The following is a 20,960-nucleotide window of genomic DNA, read 5'->3' as shown; positions in this document are numbered from 1 at the left end:
CCCCGCTGCCGCGCGCCTGTGCGTTCATGCGGCAATCAGACCATACGCCTCTTTCCCGTACCAGCCCTCGTACGACAAACATGTCACAGCTTCCCTCGCTACGCCTCGACTCCCGCCACGTCAACCAGCAATTCACCCGGCGCAGTCCGCTGGATTCCGCGCAGTTCCTGTATGGCGAAGTGGCGCAGCGCATGCTGCAGCGCCTGAGCTATATCCGCATTGCGCCCACGGACATCCTGGATGCCGGCTGCGGCGCCGCGCATGCGCTGGAACCGCTGCGTTTCCGGTTTCCGCAACTGCGCTACATCGGCCTGGACGCGAACGCCTCGCTGCTGGAGACCGCCAGGCAGCGCTATGCCGCCCGCCCCGGCTTCTGGCAGAAGCTGCGCAACAAGCCGACTCCGGAGCTGCAATTCCTGCAGGCGGACATGGCTGCCTCGGGCCTGCTGCCGGAAAGCCTGGACCTGGTCTGGTCCAACATGGCGCTGCACTGGCATCCCGAGCCCCACAACGTGCTGGCCGAGTGGCGGCGTACGCTGAGGCCCGGCGCGCTGGTCATGTTTTCCTGCCTGGGTCCGGGATCCCTGCCCGAAATACGCCAGGCCATCGCGCAGGCCGACCTGCAAACCGCCGCCCCCGAATTCGTCGACATGCACGATCTTGGCGACCTGCTGCTGCAGAACGGGTTCTCCGACCCGGTCATGGACCAGGAACTGCTGACACTGACCTACCGCACCGCTGAAAAGCTGCTCGACGACCTGCGGATCATGGGCGGCAACCCCAGCACCGACCGGCGCGCCTCCCTGCCGGGGCGCCGCTGGCGCGAGCGGCTGCTGGCGGCGCTGGAATCGCAACGCCACATGGACGGCACTATTCACCTGACGCTGGAACTGGCCTACGGCCATGCATGGCGCACCGCGGCGCACCGCAACACGGCATCCGGCGAAACACGGATTTCGATCTCTTCCATCGGTGGAAGGCGCAAGACCGGCGGAGAGTAAAACGACGCATGCCCTGCTCATCGGGCGTGCCGCCCCGGCTGGAACCAAGTCCTTACCAAATATATTGCATCTCAAATTGACTTAATCGGTCAGGTCTACCTAAAATGTCCCAAAAATATAACAAATACCAAAAAACATACTAATTTGAGATTTAAACCAAAATAAGGAGGATGCAATGGAGACAGGCAAAATCATCAAAGCAGCTGGCGCCTGTATGCTGATCGGCATGGGGCTTGCCGGCACGGCGCAGGCGAAGGACGACAAATATCCTTCACAGCCCATCAACATCGTCGTGCCGTTCGCTCCCGGAGGCGGCAACGACCTGCTTGCGCGTGAAATCGGCATGCGCCTGACCAAAACGATGGGCCAGACCGTGGTGGTCGAGAATCAGCCGGGCGCGGGTGGCGAACTCGGCGCCCGCTCGGTTGCCCGGGCCAAGCCCGATGGCTACACCCTGCTGATGATGTCCAACTCCGCCGTCAGCGGCGCCGCGTTCAATCCCAACACGCCCTATGACGTAGTGAAGGACTTCGCCAGCGTCGCCCTGGTGGCCAGGATCCCCCTGGCGCTGGCGATATCCAACGAAGTCCCCGCCAAGACGGTACCTGAATTCATCAAGTTGCTGAAGGAAGCCCCGGACAAGTACAACTACGGCTCGCCTGGTCAAGGCACGGTACTGCATGCCTCCGCGCTGCTGTTCCTGGGCACGACCGGCACGAATATGGAACACATCCCGTTCAAGGGCGCGGCGCCCATCGTGACCGAGATCATCGCCGGGCGGCTTGAGGCCACGTTCGGCGCTGTCAACTCCATGCTGCCGGCCATGAAGGCGGGCCAACTCCGGTTACTCGCGATCGGCAGCAAGGAACGCTCCGCGCAGCTGCCCGAAGTGCCCACCATGAGCGAATCCGGCGTCGAGGGCTACGACGTGGACGTCTGGTACGGTATCACGGCTCCGGCAGGCACGCCGCCCGAAATCCTCAAGCGCCTGAACACGGAGATCGCAGCCGTCATGCGGGATCCGGAACTCAAGGAAAAGCTGGCCGGCATGGGCATGGAAACCTTCGACATCGAACCGCCCGAGCAGATGGACAAGATCGTGGCGCAGGACTTCGCCCTCTGGTCCAAGGTGCTCAAGGACGAACGTCCCGCTCCCTGATCCAGGCGTCCGCGCTTCGGCCTGCGGCCGGGGCGATCCGCGCAAACGCTACGGCGGGATGGTGGCTATCGCCGTCGTCCCGCCTTTTCTTTTTTTCCGTCATCTCGTCCATGAAATTCATTCATGCGCTACGGGACGAAATCATTTGATGCCCCTTGGACCGTCTGATTGAATGATGACTGTTCCAATTTTTAAACAAGGAGCCATTTCATGAACGAACTGTTCGTTGCCGAATCGGACCAGATAGCGGAAGGTCAGCGGCAATTCATCGAACACGAAGGCCAGCAGATCGCTGTGTTGCGCGTGCAGGGTGAGCTGGTGGCCTATTTGAACATCTGCCCCCATCAAGGCGGACCTGTCTGCGAAGGGATGCTGATCCACAAGGTCGTCGATGTGCTGGACGCCGACCGGTGCCATCAGGGGATGCGCTTCGATGAGAACACGCTGCACATCGTCTGTCCGTGGCATGGCTGGGAATTCAATGCCAGAACGGGAGTCAGCGCCGGCGCGGGCAACTGGAAGCTGCGCTCGTTTCCTGTGCAGGAACGCGAGGGGAAGATCTATGTACGCATCCTCTGAACCTGCCGCGCCGAGCCGCGCCGCCAATCTGCCGCCACAAGGGCCCCTGGAACTTGACGATCAGGTACGCGCGTGCGCGGCAGCCCTGCGGGAAGCCGTGGCGACGAACGGCTCTCAGTCCGTCGTATCGTCCGAAGCCATCAGCGAGCTTTGCGCGGCACTCTGCAAGCTGATCGGCGCCGATGCTCACGAGCGGGGAGCCGTGCCTCCGCTGACGCTCGGACGCCAAGTCGAAGCCACGGCGGTGCTAGTCACGGTCACAGCCTTGCTGAAAAGCGCCAATCTGGAATTATTCGAACTGGGAATGTGGCAATCCTGGTCGGGCATGAAATAAGCGGAGAACCTCATGTTGATTCATTCGAGCGAAGCCACCTATCATCAGGAAATTCAGAACTATCGCACCAGCGATCACCTGCGCAACGCCCGCCGGCAGGCGGATGAACGCGGGCTGGACGACGTGCTGATCGTGGACGTGGACGCCCACCATTACGAAACCGACAACCTGCTGCCCATCATCGAGTACATCGAAGATCCCGCGCTGCGGCAACTGATCCGCAATACCTACCAGTACAAAGGCCCCACGGCGGTATTGATGGACCAGCCCGGCTACCAGGACATCGGCGGTCGCGTGCCGCGCTACATGGCGCGCCGCACCGAACAGATCGAGGGCAAGACCGGCACGGAACGCGACATCGGCCAGGCCATGCGCTGGATGGACGCGCTGAGCGTGGACTACGCGTGCCTGTTCCCCACTCCGATGCTGCTGCTGGGCATGCACCCGCAAGTCGAAATCGAGGTGCAGATGGCCCGTGCCTACAACCGCTGGATGGTGGAGGACGTCCTGCCGAAAAACGACCGGCTGCGCTCCATGCTGTACCTGCCGTTCAACGACCCCAAGGCGACCTACGACATGATCAAGAGGTATGCCGGACGCAAGGGCGTCATGGGATTCATGGTGGTATCCACGCGCTATCGGCCCGTCTACCACAACGACTACATGCCTTCCTATGCGCTGCTGGAAGAGGCTGGCCTGCCCCTGTCGTTTCACGCGTCCTACCACTGGAACGACCCGATGGCCTCCACGGCCAACCGGTTCATTACGGCCCATGCCGTGGGCTTTACCTTCTTCAATGCCATCCACTGTGCGAACTGGATCACCAACGGCTTGCCGGAACGCTTCCCCAGGCTGAAGGTCATATGGATCGAGTCGGGTCTCGCGTGGGTCCCCTGGCTGATGCAGCGGCTGGACAACGATTTCCAGATGCGCACCTCCGAGTGCCCGTCCCTCAAGCGCCTGCCCAGCGACTATATGCGGGAGATGTACTATACGAGTCAACCCATGGAAATGGTCAACAACCGGGAAGCGCTTGAGCTGACGTTCAAGATGATCAACGCACCTACCCAGTTGCTCTATTCATCCGATTATCCGCACTGGGACATGGATCTGCCATCGGTCATCTGGGATCTGCCTTTCCTTTCTGAGCAGGAGAAACGGCAGATCCTCGGCCTGAATGCGCAGAAGCTGTTCAATATCGATATCAGCAGCCGTTTCCCCGGCCTTCAGGCCAAGACCGCCTGACAAGGATCCGCCCATGAGCCGAACGCCCGAGACAACGCGCGAAACGTCCTCCGGCATTCAACTCGACGGCCGCGCGCGCTACGGCATGCAACGCATGCTGCCCAGTTCGCTGAGCAGCATGCGCAGCTTCGAAGCGGTTGCGCGGCTGCGAAGCTTCACCAAGGCCGCCTGCGAGCTCAACATCACCCAGACGGCGGTCAGCCACCAGATCCGCAAGCTCGAAGCGTTCCTGGGCGTGCAACTGTTCGTGCGCGACCGCGACGGCGTGCGTTTGTCCGAGCCCGGCCGGGAGTACGTGAACGCCGTCACCGACGCTCTCAACATTCTGTCCTTCGCCACCCAGCAGGCCCGCGACTACGGCAACGAGGAATCGCTGTCCATCGTGGCGGTCGCAGCCTTCGGCCTGAAATGCCTGATGCCGATACTGCCGGCATTCCGCAGCGCATACCCCGACATATCTGTGCGATTCGAGACTATCGTCTCCTATGCGGGGGCCGCCGGGTACGGCCACGACATATCCATCCGCTACGGCTCGGGTCGCTGGCAGGGCGTGGTGGCGCACCGCATCTGCCCGGAAGAAGGCTTCCCCGTCTGCAGCCCGGACTACCTGGCGGACAAGGTGCTGCGCACGCCCGAAGATCTCTTCGATCACGCCATCATCATCACCAGCTCGCTGTCGTTCCGGGACAATTGGCCCGAGTGGCTGGCGCGTTTCGGCCATACGCCGGACGATTTCAGGGAGGTCATCGTCTGCGACACCATGTCGTCTGCATTGCAGGCCGCCATCGATGGCGTGGGCATAGCCATGAGCCGCACACCCCTGGTCGACAAAGACCTGAAGGCCGGCAGGCTGGTAGAGCCGTTCTCCGAACGCATCCAGTCCGATCTGGCCTACTATCTCACCTATTCGCCCGACCGTGGCGAGCGCAAGGCCGTGCGCCTGTTCACCGACTGGCTGCTGGCGCAGTTCGGCGACAGGTAGGAATCGAGATCAGTTATTGTTGTTCTTGCGCCGAGACGCGTCTATGCCCAGCTGCTTGAGCTTGCGGTACAGGTGCGTGCGCTCCAGGCCCGTCTTTTCGGACACCCGCGTCATGCTGTGATTTTCGCGTACCAGGTGATATTCGAAATAAATGCGCTCGAACGCATCGCGCGCATCGCGCAAGGGCTGGTCGAGCGCAATACTGCCCAGGTGCGACGGATCCTGCTGCGCGACGGTGGAGACGGGCTCGGCCGCGACCGGCGGCATGCCCGGCGAATCGGGCCTGCGCTCGGCCGCCGGACGCGCCGCAGCCTGCTGGATCCCGGGGACGACTGGACGCGCCAGGCCCGCGGCAACCGCCTTCAGCAGCTTCTGCAGCGTGATGGGCTTTTCCAGGAAATCGATCGCGCCGATGCGCGTCGCCTCGACCGCCGTGTCGATGGTGGCGTGGCCGCTCATCATCAGCACCGGCATGTCCAGCAAACCTTGCGAGGCCCACTCCTTGAGCAGACTGACGCCATCGGTGTCGGGCATCCAGATATCCAGCAACACCAGATCCGGACGCGCGCGCAGGCGTGCGGCGCGAGCCTGCGCCGCATTTTCCGCCAGCTCTACCGTGTGGCCTTCGTCGTAGAGAATCTCCGACAAAAGTTCACGAATACCGATTTCATCATCAACAACCAGAATTCTGGCCATAGTCCGTCCCTATCATTTTTCCGCATTATCGTTGCGTTGCGCGCCGTCGTCCAGCACTGACTGCGGTTCCGCAAGCTTAGCAAACAGAATGGAAATGCGCGCTCCCCCATCCTTACGGTTGGACACATCGATGCGTCCGCCGTGTTCTTCCACTATCTTCTTCACGATGGCCAATCCCAGGCCCGTGCCCGTGGCCTTCGTCGTCACATAGGGCTCGAACACCCGGTTCAGCACCTGCGGGGCAAAGCCCGGCCCGTTGTCGCTGACGACCAGCCTGACCACCGAGCGCCCCGATGCCTCGTCATGCCTGAGCCGCGTCTGCACCCAGATCACCGCCTGCGAGAGCGCCTGCTCCTGGCTGGCCGCATCGCGCGCGTTCGCAAGCAGATTATGCATGACCTGGCGCAATTGCGTTGGATCTCCTTCCACTGGCGGCAGGCCGTCTTCCAGGCTGACATCGATGCACACGTGCTGATCGTCGCCGCGCAGCGAGCCGTCGTGCGGATCCCAGCCATACAGCGTCAGCACGTCCTCGATCAGCCCGTTCAGGTCGACCTCCTGCATCTGGGCGGGCGGCGTGCGCGCATATTCGCGGAAATCGTCCACCATCTGCTTGAGCGACGCCACCTGGTTCACGATGGTATTGGTCGACCGCAGAAGGAATGCCGCATCGACGGGCTCCAGCTTGTCCTCCAGCTTCATGGCCAGACGCTCTGCCGACAACTGGATCGGCGTCAGGGGATTCTTGATCTCGTGCGCCAGGCGCCGCGCCACTTCGCCCCACGCCACCACGCGGCTGGCGGAAACGACTTCGCTGACATCGTCGAAGACGACAAGATAGCCGTTACCGCGCCCGTCCACGCTCAGGTGAGTGCCCCGCGCCAGCAGCGTCACGATGTGCGCCTTGCTCTCATTGTCGGTGGCTCCGCCCTGGGAGATCTCGAACTGCTGCTGCCAGTAGGCTTTTTCGGAGGCCACGGCGCGGTGCTCGGCAAAGGCCTGCCGGATCAGTTGCGACAATTCGAACGCCCCGTCCACGGTCTCCAGCGGCCTGCCCTTGCTGGAACGCAGGTCCACATTCAGGATGCTTTGCGCCCCCTGGTTGAACATGGTGATGCGGAAGCCCTCGTCGAACACCAGCACGCCGGCAGACAGGTGGCTGAGCACCGACTCCAGGTAGACATTGGAGCGCTCCAGCTGCTGCCGGTTGCGCTCCACCATATGCCGCGCCTCGTCCAGCTGCCGCGTCATGGCATTGAAGGAGCGCGTCAGCTGGCCGATCTCGTCCTTGGCGGGAAGTTCCGGCAAGGGACGGTAGTCGCCCACGCCGACCGCCTGCGTGCCCGCCGCCAGCCGCAGCAAAGGCCGCACCAGCCGCCGCGACAACGCCAGCGCAACGACGATGGCCGCGAACACGGCAAGAATCAGCGCCAGCGTCAGCGTAATGCCGTACAGCTTGCGCAGCCCCAGGCGCGACAGGGCCAGTTCCTGGTAGTCGCGGAACCCCTGCTGCACCAGGTTTGCATTGCGCGCGATCTGGTCCGGCACGGGCTGCACCAGTTGCAGCCAGCGGTTTTCCTGCTGCGACGCGCTCAGCATCGATCCGAAGATATCCGCGGAGCCCAGCGGCACGACCACCCTGAGCTGCAGATGCTGCCCCGAGCCCAGCGGCTCGCCGTCGGGCTGCCCCGGCTCGGTCCAGTCTTCGGTCTCGGCGGCGGAGTACTTGCGCGCCACCCGCAACTGATTCAGCACATGCGGCGGCGGCATCTGCGGCATCAACTGCCCATAGGCGGCAGAAGAGAAGGCAATGACGCGGCCATTGCCCGAGAAGACCATGGCTTCGGCAACGCCCGCATTCTCCCTCAGCCGGTTGATGGACAGGCCCACTTCGGCATCAGAGGAATTGTTCAGCAGCAGCACCATCTCGCGCGCTCGCGCGTTGACGTCGTCCAGTTGGGAATCCAGCGCGGCGCGCCCAAGATTCAGGCCTGCCTCCAGCGCCGAGTCGACCCGTACGTTGAACCAGGACTCGATGGACTTGGACATGAACTGCACGGACAGCAGATAGATCAGCGCTCCCGGCAACACGCCGATCAGCGCGAACGACAAGGCGAACCTGGCGGTCAGCCTGGCGCCGAACTGACGCCGCCGTATCTGGCGCAACAACTTGCCGGCCAGCACCAGCCCCCAGACGATGAACGTGACGGCCAGGATGACATTGAGCAGCAGCAGCGTGTCGTACTGCTGCGCATAGCGCGATGCGTTTCCGGTAGACCAGACCAGCAGCGCCAACAGGCCCAGGGCGCTTCCCACGCCCGCGACCAGCAGCACGAGCCTGCCCCACTTCAAGAGGGATCGGAGGCTCCAGCGGAAACCGAAAAGGTGAAATTCTTCCATGGTGTCGCCAGGCCCCAGGCCCGGCTGTTGAGTGCATCAATCTGAAAAGGCCTGGCCAGCAACGACGTATCCAGCCGCAAGCGCAGGCGACCGTACAGCGTCGTATCCACTTCGAAATCTTTCACAGGGGCCACGCTCCAGCCCCGGATGGCGCGCACGAGCGACAGCGCATCATCCAGCGAGGATTCCGGCAAGGTCAGGTCGCCGGTGCCGATGCGCCACTGCCGGGTCAGCGCGTTGTAGACCACGCGCCAGGTTCTCTGGGTATCGACGACCGTTTTGTCGAACCACCACCAGCGCTTCTCGACGATCTGGAGATCGGCCGTGAAATAGATGGGAACGCCCTTCTGCGCGGCATCGCGCAACTCATCGCTCAGCGTGAAATCGATATCGGCATCGATGTGGATCCAGCCATCGCGTATCACGGGCTCGATACGCGTGATCTGGTCCGACGCAAAGGTTTGCGCCATCGATGGCTGCAGCGTCGTCGTCAATGCCAGAAACAAGGCAAGCACAAGACGAAAAATCATTGCGGGGATCCATATACGTGGGCGGCTGCTGGATAAGCGCCATTGTTCACGACTCAGGCGTTCTTGGCAAACAGGGCATAGAAAAAGCCATCGTACGCGCCCGCCTGTCGCCCCTCTTCCGGCAACGGCAGAATCTGTCCCGGGGCCTCCAGCCGCGTGGCGTCAGGCCAGCGCTGCGCGAACGCCCGCGCCTGCTGCTCGCCCTCCTGCGGGAAGACGGAACATGTGGCATACAGCAGCTTGCCGCCGGGCTTGACGGTTTGCCACAATGCATCGGCGATGCGCCGCTGCAATTCGGCGGTTTTGCGCAGATCGGATTCGCGCCGCAGCCAGCGTATATCGGGATGGCGCCGGACGATGCCGGACGCCGTGCAAGGCACGTCGGCCAGGACCAGGTCGAACGGCTCGCCATCCCACCATGCTCCCACGTCCGCGGCATCCGCCGCGGCCAGCTTCACATGACCGCCATCCAGCCCCAGCCGCGCCAGGGTCTGGCGAATGCGCTCCAGGCGCACCGGATCGGCATCCAGCGCCTGCAGATGGATGTCCGCGAGCTCCAGCAGATGCGCTGTCTTCCCGCCGGGCGCCGCGCATGCGTCCAGCACGCGCATGCCAGGCTCCGGCGCCAGCAGCAGCGCCGCCTGCTGCGCGGAAGCATCCTGCACGGACCACCACCCCTCCTCGAAACCCGGAATGGCCTGCACCGGCCGCGGCGTTTCGAGCACCAGGCCCTGCGCACCCAGCGGACTGGAGGCGATGCCCGCCTCGGCCAGCGCCGCCTGCAACGCCGCCACCGTCTTGCGCCGGATATTCACGCGCAATGTCATGGGACCGGGATGATCGGATGCGGACAGGACTTGCCGCCATTGCCCGGGATACGCCTTCCGGATCGTATTCACCCACCACTCGGGATGATTCCAGCAAGCCTCCGGCTGCTGCCGCGCCTCGGCCAGCAGCGCCTCGCGCCCGCGCAGGAAATTGCGCAGCACGGCATTGACCATGCCCTTGAAATTGCGCAGCCGCCGATGGCCGGCAGCCGCATTGACGGCCTGGTCCACGACAGTGTGCACGGCGTAGACAGGCTCGCCGCGCGGCGATTGCGCCGCGTCCTGCTCATGATCCATCTCATGCCGCTGCTCGCCGCCTTCCTCGCCATGGCGCGTCGCCGTTTCCAGCAACGCCAGCGCAACCAGCAGCAACGCATCCAGCAAAGGCTCGGGCGGCTTGCGCGGCACCAGGGCGGTCTTCAGCGCGCGCGCCAGCCCCAGCCTGCGCATGACATGGAACGTGACGGACTGGACCGCCGGCCTGGACTGGGCAGGCACGCCGGGCATCAGATCGGACAGGGAGCCGCCCTTCTGCACATCCCGCACCAGCGCCGCGCTGGCCAGGATGATGTCGGAAAGGGCGATCTGCTTGGAATGGGTCGGTTCGGCCACGAGGGTTCGCTGGTTTCGAGAGCGGTTCTATGGTTTCTGGTCGTGCGGCTTCCAGCCCTGCACGAATGACGCAACCGGCTGGCGCTTGCCGCCGGCTTTCTGCAGCTCCAGGATACGCAGCACACCGTTCGCCGTTGCAATATCGATGCCCTGAGCATCGGCGCGCAGCACGGTTCCCGGCGCCTTGTCCGCAGCGCCATTCAGCACCTGCGCCCGCCAGACCTTCACGGGCTGCTCCAGGTCCGGCAGCGGCATGACGGCTCCAGGGAATGGATTGAATGCGCGGATGCGCCGCTCCAGCACAGCGGCCGGCAGCGTGAAGTCCAGCTGCGCTTCCGCCTTTTCCAGCTTGGCGGCGTAGGTCACGCCATGCTCCGGCTGCGGAACCGCCCGCGCGGTTCCCGCCGCGACCTCGCCCAGCGTTTCCAGGATGCTCTCGGCGCCCAGGCCGGCCAGCGCGTCGTGCAGGCTGGCAGCCGTATGGTCCGGCAGGATCTCCAGTTCTTTGCGCAGCAGCATGTCGCCTGTGTCCAGGCCGGCGTCCATCTGCATGATGGTGATGCCGGTATGCGTATCGCCCGCCTCGATGGCACGCTGGATCGGCGCCGCGCCGCGCCAGCGCGGCAGCAGGCTGGCATGGATATTGAGGCAGCCGTGGCGCGGCAGGTCCAGCACCCATTGCGGCAGAATCAGTCCATAGGCGGCCACGACCATCACGTCCGGCCTGGCGTCCAGCAGCGCCTGGCGCGCGGCGGCGGCCTCTTCGGGATAGCGTCCGTCCAGCTTCAGGCCATGCGGCTGCGCCACGGGGATGCCGGCATCCAGCGCCACCTGCTTGACGGCGCTGGGCAGCAGCTTCATGCCGCGCCCGGCCGGGCGATCCGGCTGCGTCAGCACCAGCGGCACCTCGTGTCCCGCCTGGAGCATGGCTTTCAGCGCCTGTGAGGCGAATTCCGGGGTTCCTGCAAAAACGACGCGCATCCGGCCTTCCATCAGACCTTGCTCAGCTCGCGCTCCTGCTTGCGCAGGCGGTTGCGGATGCGGTCCTGCTTCAGGCGCGACAGATACTCGACGAACACCTTGCCATCCAGGTGGTCGATCTCGTGCTGGACGCACACCGCCAGCAGGCCGTCGGCCTCGAACTCGTAGGACTTGCCGTCGCGGTCCAGCGCTCGCGCGCGGATCTGCGCGGCGCGCTCGACCTTGTCGTAGATGCCGGGCACGGACAGGCAGCCCTCTTCGTAGACCTGGCGCTCTTCGCTGGCCCAGAGGATTTCCGGATTGATGAGCACGCGCAGGTCGTCGCCGTCTTCGGAAACATCGATCACGATGACGCGCTCGTGCACATCGACCTGCGTCGCAGCCAGCCCCACGCCGGGCGCGTCGTACATGGTTTCGGCCATATCGCTCACCAGTTGGCGGATACGGTCGTCGACCACGGCGACCGGGGCGGCAACCTTGTGCAGCCTGGGATCGGGATAACGGAGAATGGGGAGCAATGCCATGGCTAAGTATCAGCTTTTGTCTGCAAACCTCTATGATAATTCAATCCCCCGAAGAGGGACGTTTTCCGCCTGCCCCAAGGCGCGGAAAACAGCGGCCTGTGTCACACTAGGAAAATTCGCCATCCGCCGCTCTTGCAGCGACACCGACTCCGACATGCAGAATCACGTCCCGTCCACCGATGAACTGATTGCCTGGCTGCGGCTTTCGCAAGAACCCGATCTGGGCGCGGCGCAGGCGCGCAACCTGCTGGCTGCCTGCGGATTGCCGCAGGACATCTACGCCATGTCCGTCCCGGCCCTGTCCAGACTGCTGCCGGAAGCCATGGCCCGCCAGCTGCGCCAGGCGCCGGACGAAACACAGCAGAAACAGATCGATGCCGCCCTCGCCTGGCTGGAACAGCCCGGCCATCACCTGCTGACGCTGGCCGATCCCGCCTATCCGCAAAAACTGCTCGACATCCACGATCCTCCCCTGGTGCTGTACGTCAACGGCGACGTTTCGCTGCTCAACCGTCCCGCCCTGGGCATCGTAGGCTCGCGCAACCCGACCGCCGGCGGCGCGGACAACGCCAGCGCCTTCGCCCGCCACCTGGCAAGCCAGGGCTGGTGCATCGTCAGCGGCCTGGCGCTCGGCATCGACGCGGCGGCACACCGGGGCGCGCTGCAGGCCGGAGATGCGGGCGGACGCACCGTTGCCGTCATGGGCACCGGCATCGACATCGTGTATCCCGCCTCACACCGCGAGCTGGCGCACCAGATCGCCGCCTGCGGAGCCCTGGTGTCGGAATTTCCGCTCGGCATGCGATCGCTGCCGCATCACTTTCCCAAGCGCAACCGCATCGTCGCCGGACTGAGCCAGGGCGTGCTGGTCGTAGAGGCGGCGCGCCAGAGCGGGTCGCTGATCACCGCCAGGCTGGCGGGCGAATCGGGCCGCGAGGTCTTCGCCATTCCCGGATCCATCCACTCTCCCCTGTCGCGCGGCTGCCATGCGCTGATCCGCCAGGGCGCGAAGCTGGTCGAGTCGGCGGACGACATCCTGGAAGACCTGGGAAACCTCGTCCCCGACGGGCCGAAGCCGGCGGCGGGCCCAGCGAAGCCTGCCTCATCGCGCATGAGTAAGATATCGCGGCCGGAGCCCGAACACCCCGACAGCCGGCGCGTACTCGACGCCATGGGATACGACCCCGTGGACACCGATACCTTGCTGGTCCGCACCGGCATGGACATCGCCGCCCTCAGCCAGCACCTGCTGGAGCTGGAGATGCAGGACTGCATCGTGCGCCAGGACGACGGCCGCTTCGTGCGCCGCTGACGGGCTCCAAGAGGTGGGCGTGGCTACCCGGCTATCAAGCCGTCTATCGCCCGCCATCCGTCGCCGGCACTGATCCCATCCTCCAACACGAGCCGCGCCTCCCATTGCCGGGCCACGCTCCCTTTCCGACGTTCGCGCTATCATCGCAAGAATTGCGAAACACACGCCTCCGGAGCCATCCATGTCCCTGCCGACCGCCGTCAAGATCGTCGAAGTCGCTCCCCGCGACGGGCTGCAGAACGAATCCGCCTTCGTCCCCACCGACGTCAAGATCGAACTGGTGAACCGATTGTCGCAAGCGGGCTTCCAGAACATCGAGTCCGCCTCCTTCGTATCGCCGAAGTGGGTGCCGCAAATGGCGGACGGGGCCGACGTCATGGCGGGCATAGCCCGCAGGCCCGGCACGATCTACTCCGCCCTGACGCCCAATCTGCGCGGCTTCGAAGCCGCGCAGGCCGCAAAGGTCGACGAAGTGGCCATCTTCGGCTCGGCCAGCGAGGCCTTTTGCCAGCGCAATATCAATTGCTCCATCGAGGAATCCATCGCCCGCTTCGAGCCGGTGGCGCAAGCGGCCAAGGTCGCCGGACTGCGCCTGCGCGGCAGCATCAGTTGCGCCTTCCACTGCCCCTACCAGGGCGAGGTTTCCGTGGAATCCACCGTCAACGTGGCCAGGCGGATGCTGGCGCTGGGCTGCGTGGAAATCGACATATGCGACACCATCGGCGCGGCCAGCGCGACGCAAGTCGGCCGGGTGATGCGCGCCGTCGCGGAGCACGTGGATCCCGCCATGCTCTCCGGACACTTCCACGACACCTATGGCCAGGGTGTCGCCAACGTGCTGGCGGCGCTGCAGGCCGGCATTTCCATTATCCACGCCTCGACCGCCGGACTGGGCGGCTGCCCCTACGCCAAAGGCGCCACCGGCAACGTCGCCACCGAGGACGTGTTGTACCTGCTGCACGGCATGGGCATAGAAACCGGCATCGACCTGGACAGCGTCGTCGATACCGGACAATGGATTTCCTCGCACCTGGGGCGCAAGGCCAGCAGCAATGCGGGGAATGCGCTGGCGGCCAGGAAGCAGCTAGCATAATCCGCCGCCACACAACTACCCGCACAGCTCCCTCAAAATCCCGGCGAACTTCTCTTCCGCATCCAGAGGGACGTCCCTTACACGGCGTATCAGGCTCAGCGGCGGCAGCTCCCAATCCATCTTCCAGGGCAGGATGCCGATTCCGCCGCGCCGGGACATCTCCACGGCGATGTCCTCCGGCACCATCGAGATGACGCTTTCGTCCTTGCTGAGCACACCGTGCATGACGTCGATGGAATAGGTTTCGATGATGGGCACCGGGACGGGTACCTGCGCTTGCGTGAAAAGCTCGACAATCCTCGCGCCTATGGGCGTCGCCGGAGAAGGAAGGATCCAGTTCATGGAAGCCAGCGAACGCCAGTCGAGCCTGCGGCCTTCCAGGCGCTTCAGCAGCTTGCTGTGTCCGACGAGCACCGGGCGCTGCGCGTACAGCACTTCGTGCCAGAGATTGTCGCGGCCGGCCACCGCCGAGGCTCGGCCCAGGACGCAGTCCAGCTCGTGGTCGCACAAGGCCTGCACCAGGTGATCGGTGGTGGCTTGCCGGATCACGATAATGATATTGTGACGCTCACGCAGCGCCATGATGGCTTGCGTCAGCAAAGAACCCGGCACGTACGGGACGGCGCCGATGAGCAGGCGCGCCCGGTAGCCTTTGCGCACGGCTTCCATTTCAGACGCCCAGTGATCCAGCTCCTGCAGCATATGGCTGGCCCTGAGCATGGCGAGTTCGCCCATTTCGGTCGGCTTCAGGCCCCGTCCCGAGCGGTGAAACAAGGGAGCGCCGAACAGTGACTCGATTTCGGCCAGGGTCTTGGTGACCGCAGGCTGGCTGATTCCGGTCTCCCGCGCGACGCGCGTCAGCGATCCATGCCGCTCGATGTTTTTCAGCATGGACAGGTGGCGCATTTTCAGCCGCGACATGAGGCGGAAAGCGGCTGCCGTCACATCCGCATTCCGATCGGCCGGATCGGCTTCGAGGCCGCCTGCCATCGTCTTTGCGTCGTCGCTTTCGCTCATACCGCCTTCCTTAATAACCATATGGTTATTGGTTTATCACAAATCTCGCAATCAAGGTTATTTTCTGTCGATATACTTTTCAAGACACCTCTGCTGCGGGATTCGCCATGAATGCATTCACCACCAGACCTGAAATACTTGGCACATTCGGCGTGGCATCGTCCACGCATTGGCTGGCTTCACAGGTCGCCATGAGCGTGCTGGAGCGCGGAGGCAACGCATTCGATGCCGCAGTGGCGGGCGGATTCGTGCTGCAGATCGTCGAACCGCATTTGAACGGCCCCGGGGGCGAAGCCCCCATCATGCTGTGGAGCGAGAACGAGAAGCGCATGCGGGTCATTTGCGGGCAAGGCCCCGCCCCCGCGCTGGCAACACCTGCATTCTTTCGCGAGCAAGGGTTGGCGCTCGTACCCGGCGTGGGCCTGCTCCCGGCCACCGTGCCGGGCGCTTTCGGCGCCTGGCTCGCCATGCTGCGGGATTACGGCACCTGGGAGCTGGAAGAGGTATTGCGGCCCGCCATCGAATATGCCAACAATGGCTTTCCACTAGTGCCGCGCATCGTGCAGGCCATCGCGGCCGTCGAAGGCCTGTTCCGCAGCGAGTGGACTTCATCCGCAGCCGTCTGGCTGCCCGACGGCCGCCTGCCGCGCCCGGGCTCGCTTTTCCGCACCCCGGCGATCGGCAAGACCTATGCGCGCATCGCCGCCGAGGCGGCAAGCCTCGGAACGGACCGAAAATCACGCATCGACGCTGCATTATCGCTGTGGCACCAGGGATTCGTCGCCCGCGCCATCGACGATTTCTATCGAAACGAAACTGTGCTGGACTGCACCGGCCGGCGCAACGGCGGCCTGCTCAGGCTGTCCGACATGGCCGACTGGCGCGCCGGCTACGAAGAGCCTGTCATGCTGGATTACGGCCGGTACACCGTGGCCAAGTGCGGCCCCTGGTCCCAGGGGCCGATGTTCCTGCAACAGCTCGCCATGCTGAAACACACCGACGTCGCTGCGCACGCGCATGACTCGGCAGCTTTCGTCCATAACATTGCGGAAGTCGCCAAGCTGGCGATGGCGGACCGGCTGGCCTGGTACGGCGATCCCGCCCACGTCGACGTTCCGCTGGAAGCCCTATTGTCCGATGAGTATGCGCAGGCTCGCGTCCGATCGCTGGCGGCACAGGCCTCCCGGGATCTGTGTCCGGGCCGCCCGTCTGGCAGGGAGCCTTTGCTGCCCGATTTGCAGACCTCGGTCCGCGCGCTGGCGGGAACGGATGTCCGCTTCGGTATCGGCGAGCCCACGTTTGCGCAATTGCCGCCGGTGGACACATGGCTGGAACGCGAGATTTTCGTCGGAGACACCTGCCATCTCGATGTCATCGACCGGCACGGGAACATGGTGGCCGCCACGCCGTCGGGCGGTTGGCTGTCGTCCAGCCCCACGATCCCGGAATTGGGCTTTTCCCTCAACACCCGCTTGCAGATGACCTGGCTGGACGAGAATGTCCCCGGCGCCTTGCAGGCCGGCAAACGCCCGAACACCACCCTGTCGCCCGGCATGGCGCTGCGCGACGGCCAGCCGTACATGGCTTTCGGCACGCCCGGCGGCGACCAGCAGGATCAATGGACGCTGGCGTTCTTCATCCGACATGCGGTATTGGGCATGAACCTGCAGGAAGCGATCGACTCGCCCTCCTGGCATGTGGAGCATTATCCGGCTTCGTTCTGGCCTCGCAGCCTGAAGACCAACCGTCTCGTGGCCGAATCCCGTTTCCCGCCCGAAACGCTGGCCAAGCTGAGCGAGGCCGGGCATGAAGTCGTTGTTGGAGGCCCGTGGTCGGAAGGCAGGATCAGCGCCTGCACCCGTGAAACCGTCAAAGGAGGCGGCCTGCTGCTGCGCGCCGCCGCCAATCCTCGCGGCATGCAAGGCTATGCAGTAGGACGCTGACCGCAACGCCGTTTTCGTTGCCGCCGCGTCATATCATCAACCGTCAGTCACTCATATAGAACCATCAGGAGACAACCATGTCATCCTCTCTGCGCAATATCGCAGGCGCCGCCAGCCTGGCGCTGCTCGCGGCATTTTCCACCCCTGCCAGTGCCGCCTGGCCCGAAAAGCCCGTTACCCTGATCGTGCCATGGGCTGCGGGGGGATCCACCGATATTCTCGCGCGCGTCCTGTCGGAGCATCTGGGCAAGAGCCTGGGCCAGCCCTTCGTGGTCGAGAACCGCGCGGGCGCATCGGGCAATGTCGGGTCCAACCTTGTTGCGAAAGCCAAGCCCGACGGCTATACCCTGCTGGTCGGCTCCATGAGCACGCACACCATGAACCAGGCCCTGTATTCCAGCATGCCCTTCGACGGCGTCAAGGACTTCACCCCCATCGCCAAGCTGGCGCTGGTCACGAACACCATGGTGATCAACCCATCTGTACCCGTCAATAGCGTGGCCGAGTTCATCGATTACGCCAAGGCGCGGCCCGGCGAGATCGCCTACGCTTCGGCGGGCCCCGGCTCGACCAATCACTTGAGCGCCGCCATGTTCGAGAAAGCCACCGGCATCACGATGCTGCACGTCCCCTATCGCGGCGGCGCGCCTGCCGTGCTCGATACCGTCGGCAACCAGACCCAGCTCTTGTTCACCGCCGGCACGCAGTCGCTGCCCTTCGTCAAGGACAACAAGCTCAAGCTGCTGGCCGTTACCGAGGAACAGCGCGCACCCACGCTGCCCGACGTTCCCACCGTCGCGGAAACCATTCCAGGCTACGAGCTTGCTGTCTGGTACGGCGCGTTCGGCCCGGCCGGCTTGCCGGCGGATATCGTGAAGCGTCTGAACGCCGAGATCAATCAGGCGCTGAAGGATCCCGAAGTCATCAAGAGAATGGAAGGCATGGCGGTGCAGGTTCTGGAAAGCTCGCCCGAGCAGTTCGCCGCCGATCTGGCTCGCGATGCCGAAAAGTACGACAAGGTGGTGCGTGAACTGGGCATACGCATCGAGTAAGGCGGGAAAATGCCGGACATCATGGAAACACGCTGTACCCCTTTGGATGCAATAAGCGATGTCGCCCTGGCCTGCGCGTCGGGAAATCCGCAGGCCTTGTTCGCCGCCGTCGATGACTGCGTGGGACGGGTCTTGCGGCAGGCGCTCTGCACAGTAAATCGTTACGATGCCCGGAATGAGCGCCTGACCCGGCTTTATAGCTCGGATCCTTCGTCCTACCCGGTCGGCGGCAGCAAGGAGAAAGCGGGTACGGCCTGGGGGCGCCATGTGCTGCACGAGCGCCGGCTGTTCGTGGGCGAAGGCGTTGAAGCCATTCGCGAGTCATTCGACGATCACGCCACCATCCAGGCCCTGGGCCTGCGCTCGGTCATCAATGTACCCATCGTCGCCCACGACACCTGCCTTGGCACATTGAACCTGCTGATGCAGACCGAAGCCGTCGACGCTTCCATGGTGCAATGGGCGCAATTGGCCGGCCTGCTGGCAACCCCGGGCTTTCTTTCGGTGTCAAGCGACCGTTGACGACGCCGTCCTTTTCGGCTCGATCCTGCCCAATCCAGTTACCCACGCATCTCACGCTTGCCCGGGGATTTTCTTGTTCTCCCGGCATTGCGCCGCGAGCCCGGCGTGTGCCGCCTGAGCTCGCATCCGACCTCCTTATGAGCTTTACGGGCTAGGGTTTTCCAGCAATTGATGCCAGCTGCCATCATGTTAGTATATAAACATACCAACATTACAAGTAAAGGCTGCATCCCGTATGTCCCTCCGAGATCTGATTGCTCAACGCATGGTCGTCGCCCCCGGCGTCTATGACGGTTTTTCGGCGAAGGTAGCCGACCGCTCGACGTTCGAGGCGCTCTACATGTCGGGCTATTTCGTCGCAGGCTCGCGCTATGGAGTGCCCGACGCGGGACTGATCGGCCTGCACGAAATGCTGGACGCGCTATCGATGATCGTGCGCTGCAGCAGCAAGCCGGTGATCGCCGATGCCGATACGGGCTATGGGGGCCTGCTGAATGTGCAGCATACGGTCCGCTGCTATGAAGCCGCAGGCGCCGCGGCCCTGCATATCGAAGATCAGGCAATACCGAAAAAATGCGGCCACACGCAAGGCAAGGTAGTCGTGCCGACACAGGACATGGTGCAGAAGATCCATGTCGCCGCTGAAGCCAGACGCACCGACGACTTCGTCATTATTGCGCGCACCGACAGCCTGGCCAGCGAAGGCTTCGACAGCGCCATGAAGCGATCAGAGGCCTATTTGCGTGCCGGGGCCGACCTGGTTTTCATGGATGCCATTCAAACCTATGACCAGATGCGCGCATTCGCCGATGCCTTCCCGCGTCGATGCATGATCAATATTGTGCCTTTCCGCCATTTCGTGACTCCAGAGATCACGACCCGGGAGCTGGATGCCATGGGATACGCCCTGGCCATTTTCCCGGGATCCCTGGGCATTCCCGCAATGGGCGCCATGCGCAACGCGCTGCATCGCCTGGCTGCTGGAGAACCCTCCGACCACGACGCCCTGGATATTTCCCCCCACGAGTTGATTGGCTTCGATCAGGTATGGGCCGACGAAGCCCGATGGGCGCAGACCTTGGGCGCGTCGAAGGAAGGCTGAGGAGAGCCGGCCGGTACTGCGCCTATCCATTCATCCGCTTTTACACTAGGAGTGAGACATGTCCATACTTTCATTCGCCGCTAAATGGCGGCATGCCGCCTCGGCTGCGCTGGCCGCCGGCCTGCTGGCGTCGTCGTTTGCCGCGCAATCCCAGCCTGCCGACTATCCAAAGCGCGCCATCACCATCGTGGTGCCGTTTGCCGTGGGGCTGGCTCCCGATATCCAGGGCCGCTTGATCGCCGAAGCGCTCTCCAAGCGGATCGGTGTACCGGTACTGGTGGAGAACCGGCCCGGCGCCAACGGCAATATCGGCACTGAGGCGGTGGCCCGGGCCAAACCCGATGGCTATACCCTGCTGGTCTGCGGCCTGACATGCTCGATCGCCAAATCGATCTACAAGGATATACGCTTCGATGTGAAGCGCGACCTGGCGCCGTTGATCAACATCGGCACCATTCCCAGCGTGCTGGTGGTGGCGAAGGATTCGCCGTTCCAGAATATCGGCGAACTGATCGCGCATGCCAAGGCGCATCCGGGCGAACTCACGTTTGCCTCGGTGGGCATCGGCGGCTCGCCGCATCTGGCGGGAGAGCTGCTCAAGCGTAGCGCTGGCGTCGATCTCATGCACATCCCGTTCGGCTCGGGCGACCCGCTGGTCGAAGTCGGCAGCGGTCGCGTTACCATGATGTTCATCCCGGGCGTTGCGGCGCAGAACCAGCAGAAACTGTTCCGTCTGCTTGGAGTGGCCAGCGCGCAGCGCGATCCGGCCTTGCCGGATGTGCCCACCTTCGCCGAGAGCGGCATTGCCAACTTCGAGGTGGAACCCTGGAACGGCATCTGGGCGCCGGCCGGTACGCCGGAACCGGTGCTGGATTATCTGAATGAACATCTTCAGGCTGTCCTGGCCCAGCCGGATGTCGCCAAGCGCCTCCAGCAACTGGGCTTGAAAGTGGTTGGAGGAACCCGCGCCGCAATGGCGGAATACTTCGACGCCGACGCAAAGAAATGGGCAGAGGTGGTCGAAGCCAACGGAATCGTTCTGGAGTAGG

The 20,960-nt window shown here is 63.8% G+C and carries 20 protein-coding genes; 13 read left to right on the top strand and 7 right to left on the bottom strand.

All coding sequences use genetic code 11. The annotated features are described in order from the left end of the window. Positions 1 to 80: 80 nt before the first annotated feature. From EV686_RS01150 to EV686_RS01125, 6 genes are all read left to right on the top strand, one after another. A complete protein-coding gene (locus EV686_RS01150) occupies positions 81 to 1,001 on the top strand; it encodes a methyltransferase domain-containing protein (RefSeq protein WP_132472625.1) in 921 nt (306 codons plus the stop codon). A 175-nt stretch (positions 1,002 to 1,176) separates the two neighbouring features. After that, the gene (locus tag EV686_RS01145) at positions 1,177 to 2,160 is read left to right on the top strand and encodes a tripartite tricarboxylate transporter substrate binding protein (protein ID WP_132472623.1); all 984 of its coding nucleotides are present in this window, start codon (positions 1,177 to 1,179) and stop codon (positions 2,158 to 2,160) included. A 210-nt stretch (positions 2,161 to 2,370) separates the two neighbouring features. Then, positions 2,371 to 2,739, top strand: a complete 369-nt coding sequence (locus EV686_RS01140; RefSeq protein WP_132472621.1) for a Rieske (2Fe-2S) protein — start codon at positions 2,371 to 2,373, stop codon at positions 2,737 to 2,739. Continuing rightward, positions 2,723 to 3,073 carry a hypothetical protein gene (locus EV686_RS01135; protein WP_132472619.1) on the top strand — a complete coding sequence of 117 codons (351 nt, stop codon included), beginning with the start codon at positions 2,723 to 2,725 and terminating at the stop codon, positions 3,071 to 3,073. Before EV686_RS01140 ends, EV686_RS01135 begins: the two co-directional genes overlap by 17 nt. Positions 3,074 to 3,085: 12 nt before the next feature. Then, on the top strand, positions 3,086 to 4,318 hold the full coding sequence (locus tag EV686_RS01130) for an amidohydrolase family protein (RefSeq protein WP_132472617.1): 1,233 nt from the start codon (positions 3,086 to 3,088) through the stop codon (positions 4,316 to 4,318). Positions 4,319 to 4,331: 13 nt separating this feature from the next. Continuing rightward, positions 4,332 to 5,300, top strand: a complete 969-nt coding sequence (locus EV686_RS01125; RefSeq protein WP_165972456.1) for a LysR substrate-binding domain-containing protein — start codon at positions 4,332 to 4,334, stop codon at positions 5,298 to 5,300. Positions 5,301 to 5,309: 9 nt separating this feature from the next. Here EV686_RS01125 and EV686_RS01120 read toward each other — a convergent pair whose 3' ends face one another. The 6 genes from EV686_RS01120 to def are packed head-to-tail and all read right to left on the bottom strand — an operon-like array spanning position 5,310 to position 11,870. Further along, on the bottom strand, positions 5,310 to 5,996 hold the full coding sequence (locus EV686_RS01120) for a response regulator (RefSeq protein ID WP_132472613.1): 687 nt from the start codon (positions 5,994 to 5,996) through the stop codon (positions 5,310 to 5,312). Positions 5,997 to 6,008: 12 nt separating this feature from the next. Further along, positions 6,009 to 8,396 carry a sensor histidine kinase gene (locus tag EV686_RS01115; RefSeq protein WP_132472611.1) on the bottom strand — a complete coding sequence of 796 codons (2,388 nt, stop codon included), beginning with the start codon at positions 8,394 to 8,396 and terminating at the stop codon, positions 6,009 to 6,011. After that, positions 8,345 to 8,926 (bottom strand): DUF4390 domain-containing protein, encoded by a 582-nt coding sequence (locus tag EV686_RS01110; protein WP_132472609.1) that lies wholly within the window; start codon positions 8,924 to 8,926, stop codon positions 8,345 to 8,347. The genes EV686_RS01115 and EV686_RS01110 overlap by 52 nt, the downstream gene beginning before the upstream one ends. Before the next feature lie 53 nt (positions 8,927 to 8,979). Next, the gene (gene rsmB / locus EV686_RS01105; RefSeq protein ID WP_132472607.1) at positions 8,980 to 10,365 is read right to left on the bottom strand and encodes a 16S rRNA (cytosine(967)-C(5))-methyltransferase RsmB; all 1,386 of its coding nucleotides are present in this window, start codon (positions 10,363 to 10,365) and stop codon (positions 8,980 to 8,982) included. A 27-nt stretch (positions 10,366 to 10,392) separates the two neighbouring features. Further along, positions 10,393 to 11,346, bottom strand: a complete 954-nt coding sequence (gene fmt, locus EV686_RS01100; protein WP_132472605.1) for a methionyl-tRNA formyltransferase — start codon at positions 11,344 to 11,346, stop codon at positions 10,393 to 10,395. A gap of 11 nt (positions 11,347 to 11,357) precedes the next feature. Further along, a complete protein-coding gene (gene def, locus EV686_RS01095; RefSeq protein ID WP_132472603.1) occupies positions 11,358 to 11,870 on the bottom strand; it encodes a peptide deformylase in 513 nt (170 codons plus the stop codon). 154 nt (positions 11,871 to 12,024) lie between these two features. Here def and dprA point away from each other — a divergent pair, with 154 nt between their 5' ends. Both dprA and EV686_RS01085 read left to right on the top strand, forming a co-directional pair. Further along, on the top strand, positions 12,025 to 13,182 hold the full coding sequence (gene dprA, locus EV686_RS01090; protein WP_132472601.1) for a DNA-processing protein DprA: 1,158 nt from the start codon (positions 12,025 to 12,027) through the stop codon (positions 13,180 to 13,182). A 181-nt stretch (positions 13,183 to 13,363) separates the two neighbouring features. Then, positions 13,364 to 14,275: a hydroxymethylglutaryl-CoA lyase gene (locus EV686_RS01085; protein ID WP_132472599.1), complete on the top strand. Its 912-nt coding sequence runs from the start codon at positions 13,364 to 13,366 to the stop codon at positions 14,273 to 14,275. Positions 14,276 to 14,290: 15 nt separating this feature from the next. On the opposite strand, the gene EV686_RS01080 is transcribed toward EV686_RS01085, so the two are convergent. Continuing rightward, entirely contained in the window at positions 14,291 to 15,292 is a 1,002-nt protein-coding gene (locus EV686_RS01080) for a LysR family transcriptional regulator (protein ID WP_243650690.1), read from the bottom strand. A gap of 107 nt (positions 15,293 to 15,399) precedes the next feature. Between EV686_RS01080 and EV686_RS01075 the strand changes: the two genes are divergently transcribed. From EV686_RS01075 to EV686_RS01055, 5 genes are all read left to right on the top strand, one after another. Continuing rightward, entirely contained in the window at positions 15,400 to 17,235 is a 1,836-nt protein-coding gene (locus EV686_RS01075; RefSeq protein ID WP_132472597.1) for a gamma-glutamyltransferase family protein, read from the top strand. 77 nt (positions 17,236 to 17,312) lie between these two features. Next, positions 17,313 to 18,287 carry a Bug family tripartite tricarboxylate transporter substrate binding protein gene (locus EV686_RS01070; protein WP_132472595.1) on the top strand — a complete coding sequence of 325 codons (975 nt, stop codon included), beginning with the start codon at positions 17,313 to 17,315 and terminating at the stop codon, positions 18,285 to 18,287. A gap of 21 nt (positions 18,288 to 18,308) precedes the next feature. After that, on the top strand, positions 18,309 to 18,809 hold the full coding sequence (locus EV686_RS01065; RefSeq protein ID WP_243650689.1) for a GAF domain-containing protein: 501 nt from the start codon (positions 18,309 to 18,311) through the stop codon (positions 18,807 to 18,809). Between the two features lie 235 nt (positions 18,810 to 19,044). Beyond that, positions 19,045 to 19,911 (top strand): isocitrate lyase/PEP mutase family protein, encoded by an 867-nt coding sequence (locus tag EV686_RS01060; RefSeq protein WP_132472591.1) that lies wholly within the window; start codon positions 19,045 to 19,047, stop codon positions 19,909 to 19,911. Positions 19,912 to 19,969: 58 nt separating this feature from the next. Then, the gene (locus EV686_RS01055; RefSeq protein WP_132472589.1) at positions 19,970 to 20,959 is read left to right on the top strand and encodes a Bug family tripartite tricarboxylate transporter substrate binding protein; all 990 of its coding nucleotides are present in this window, start codon (positions 19,970 to 19,972) and stop codon (positions 20,957 to 20,959) included. The last annotated feature ends 1 nt before the right edge of the window (position 20,960 follow it).

It is taken from the genome of Paracandidimonas soli (assembly GCF_004342005.1).
Lineage (GTDB): Bacteria > Pseudomonadota > Gammaproteobacteria > Burkholderiales > Burkholderiaceae_B > Paracandidimonas > Paracandidimonas soli.
Note: the sequence above shows the minus strand (reverse complement) of the source record. Positions and strands in the feature narration are given on the sequence as shown.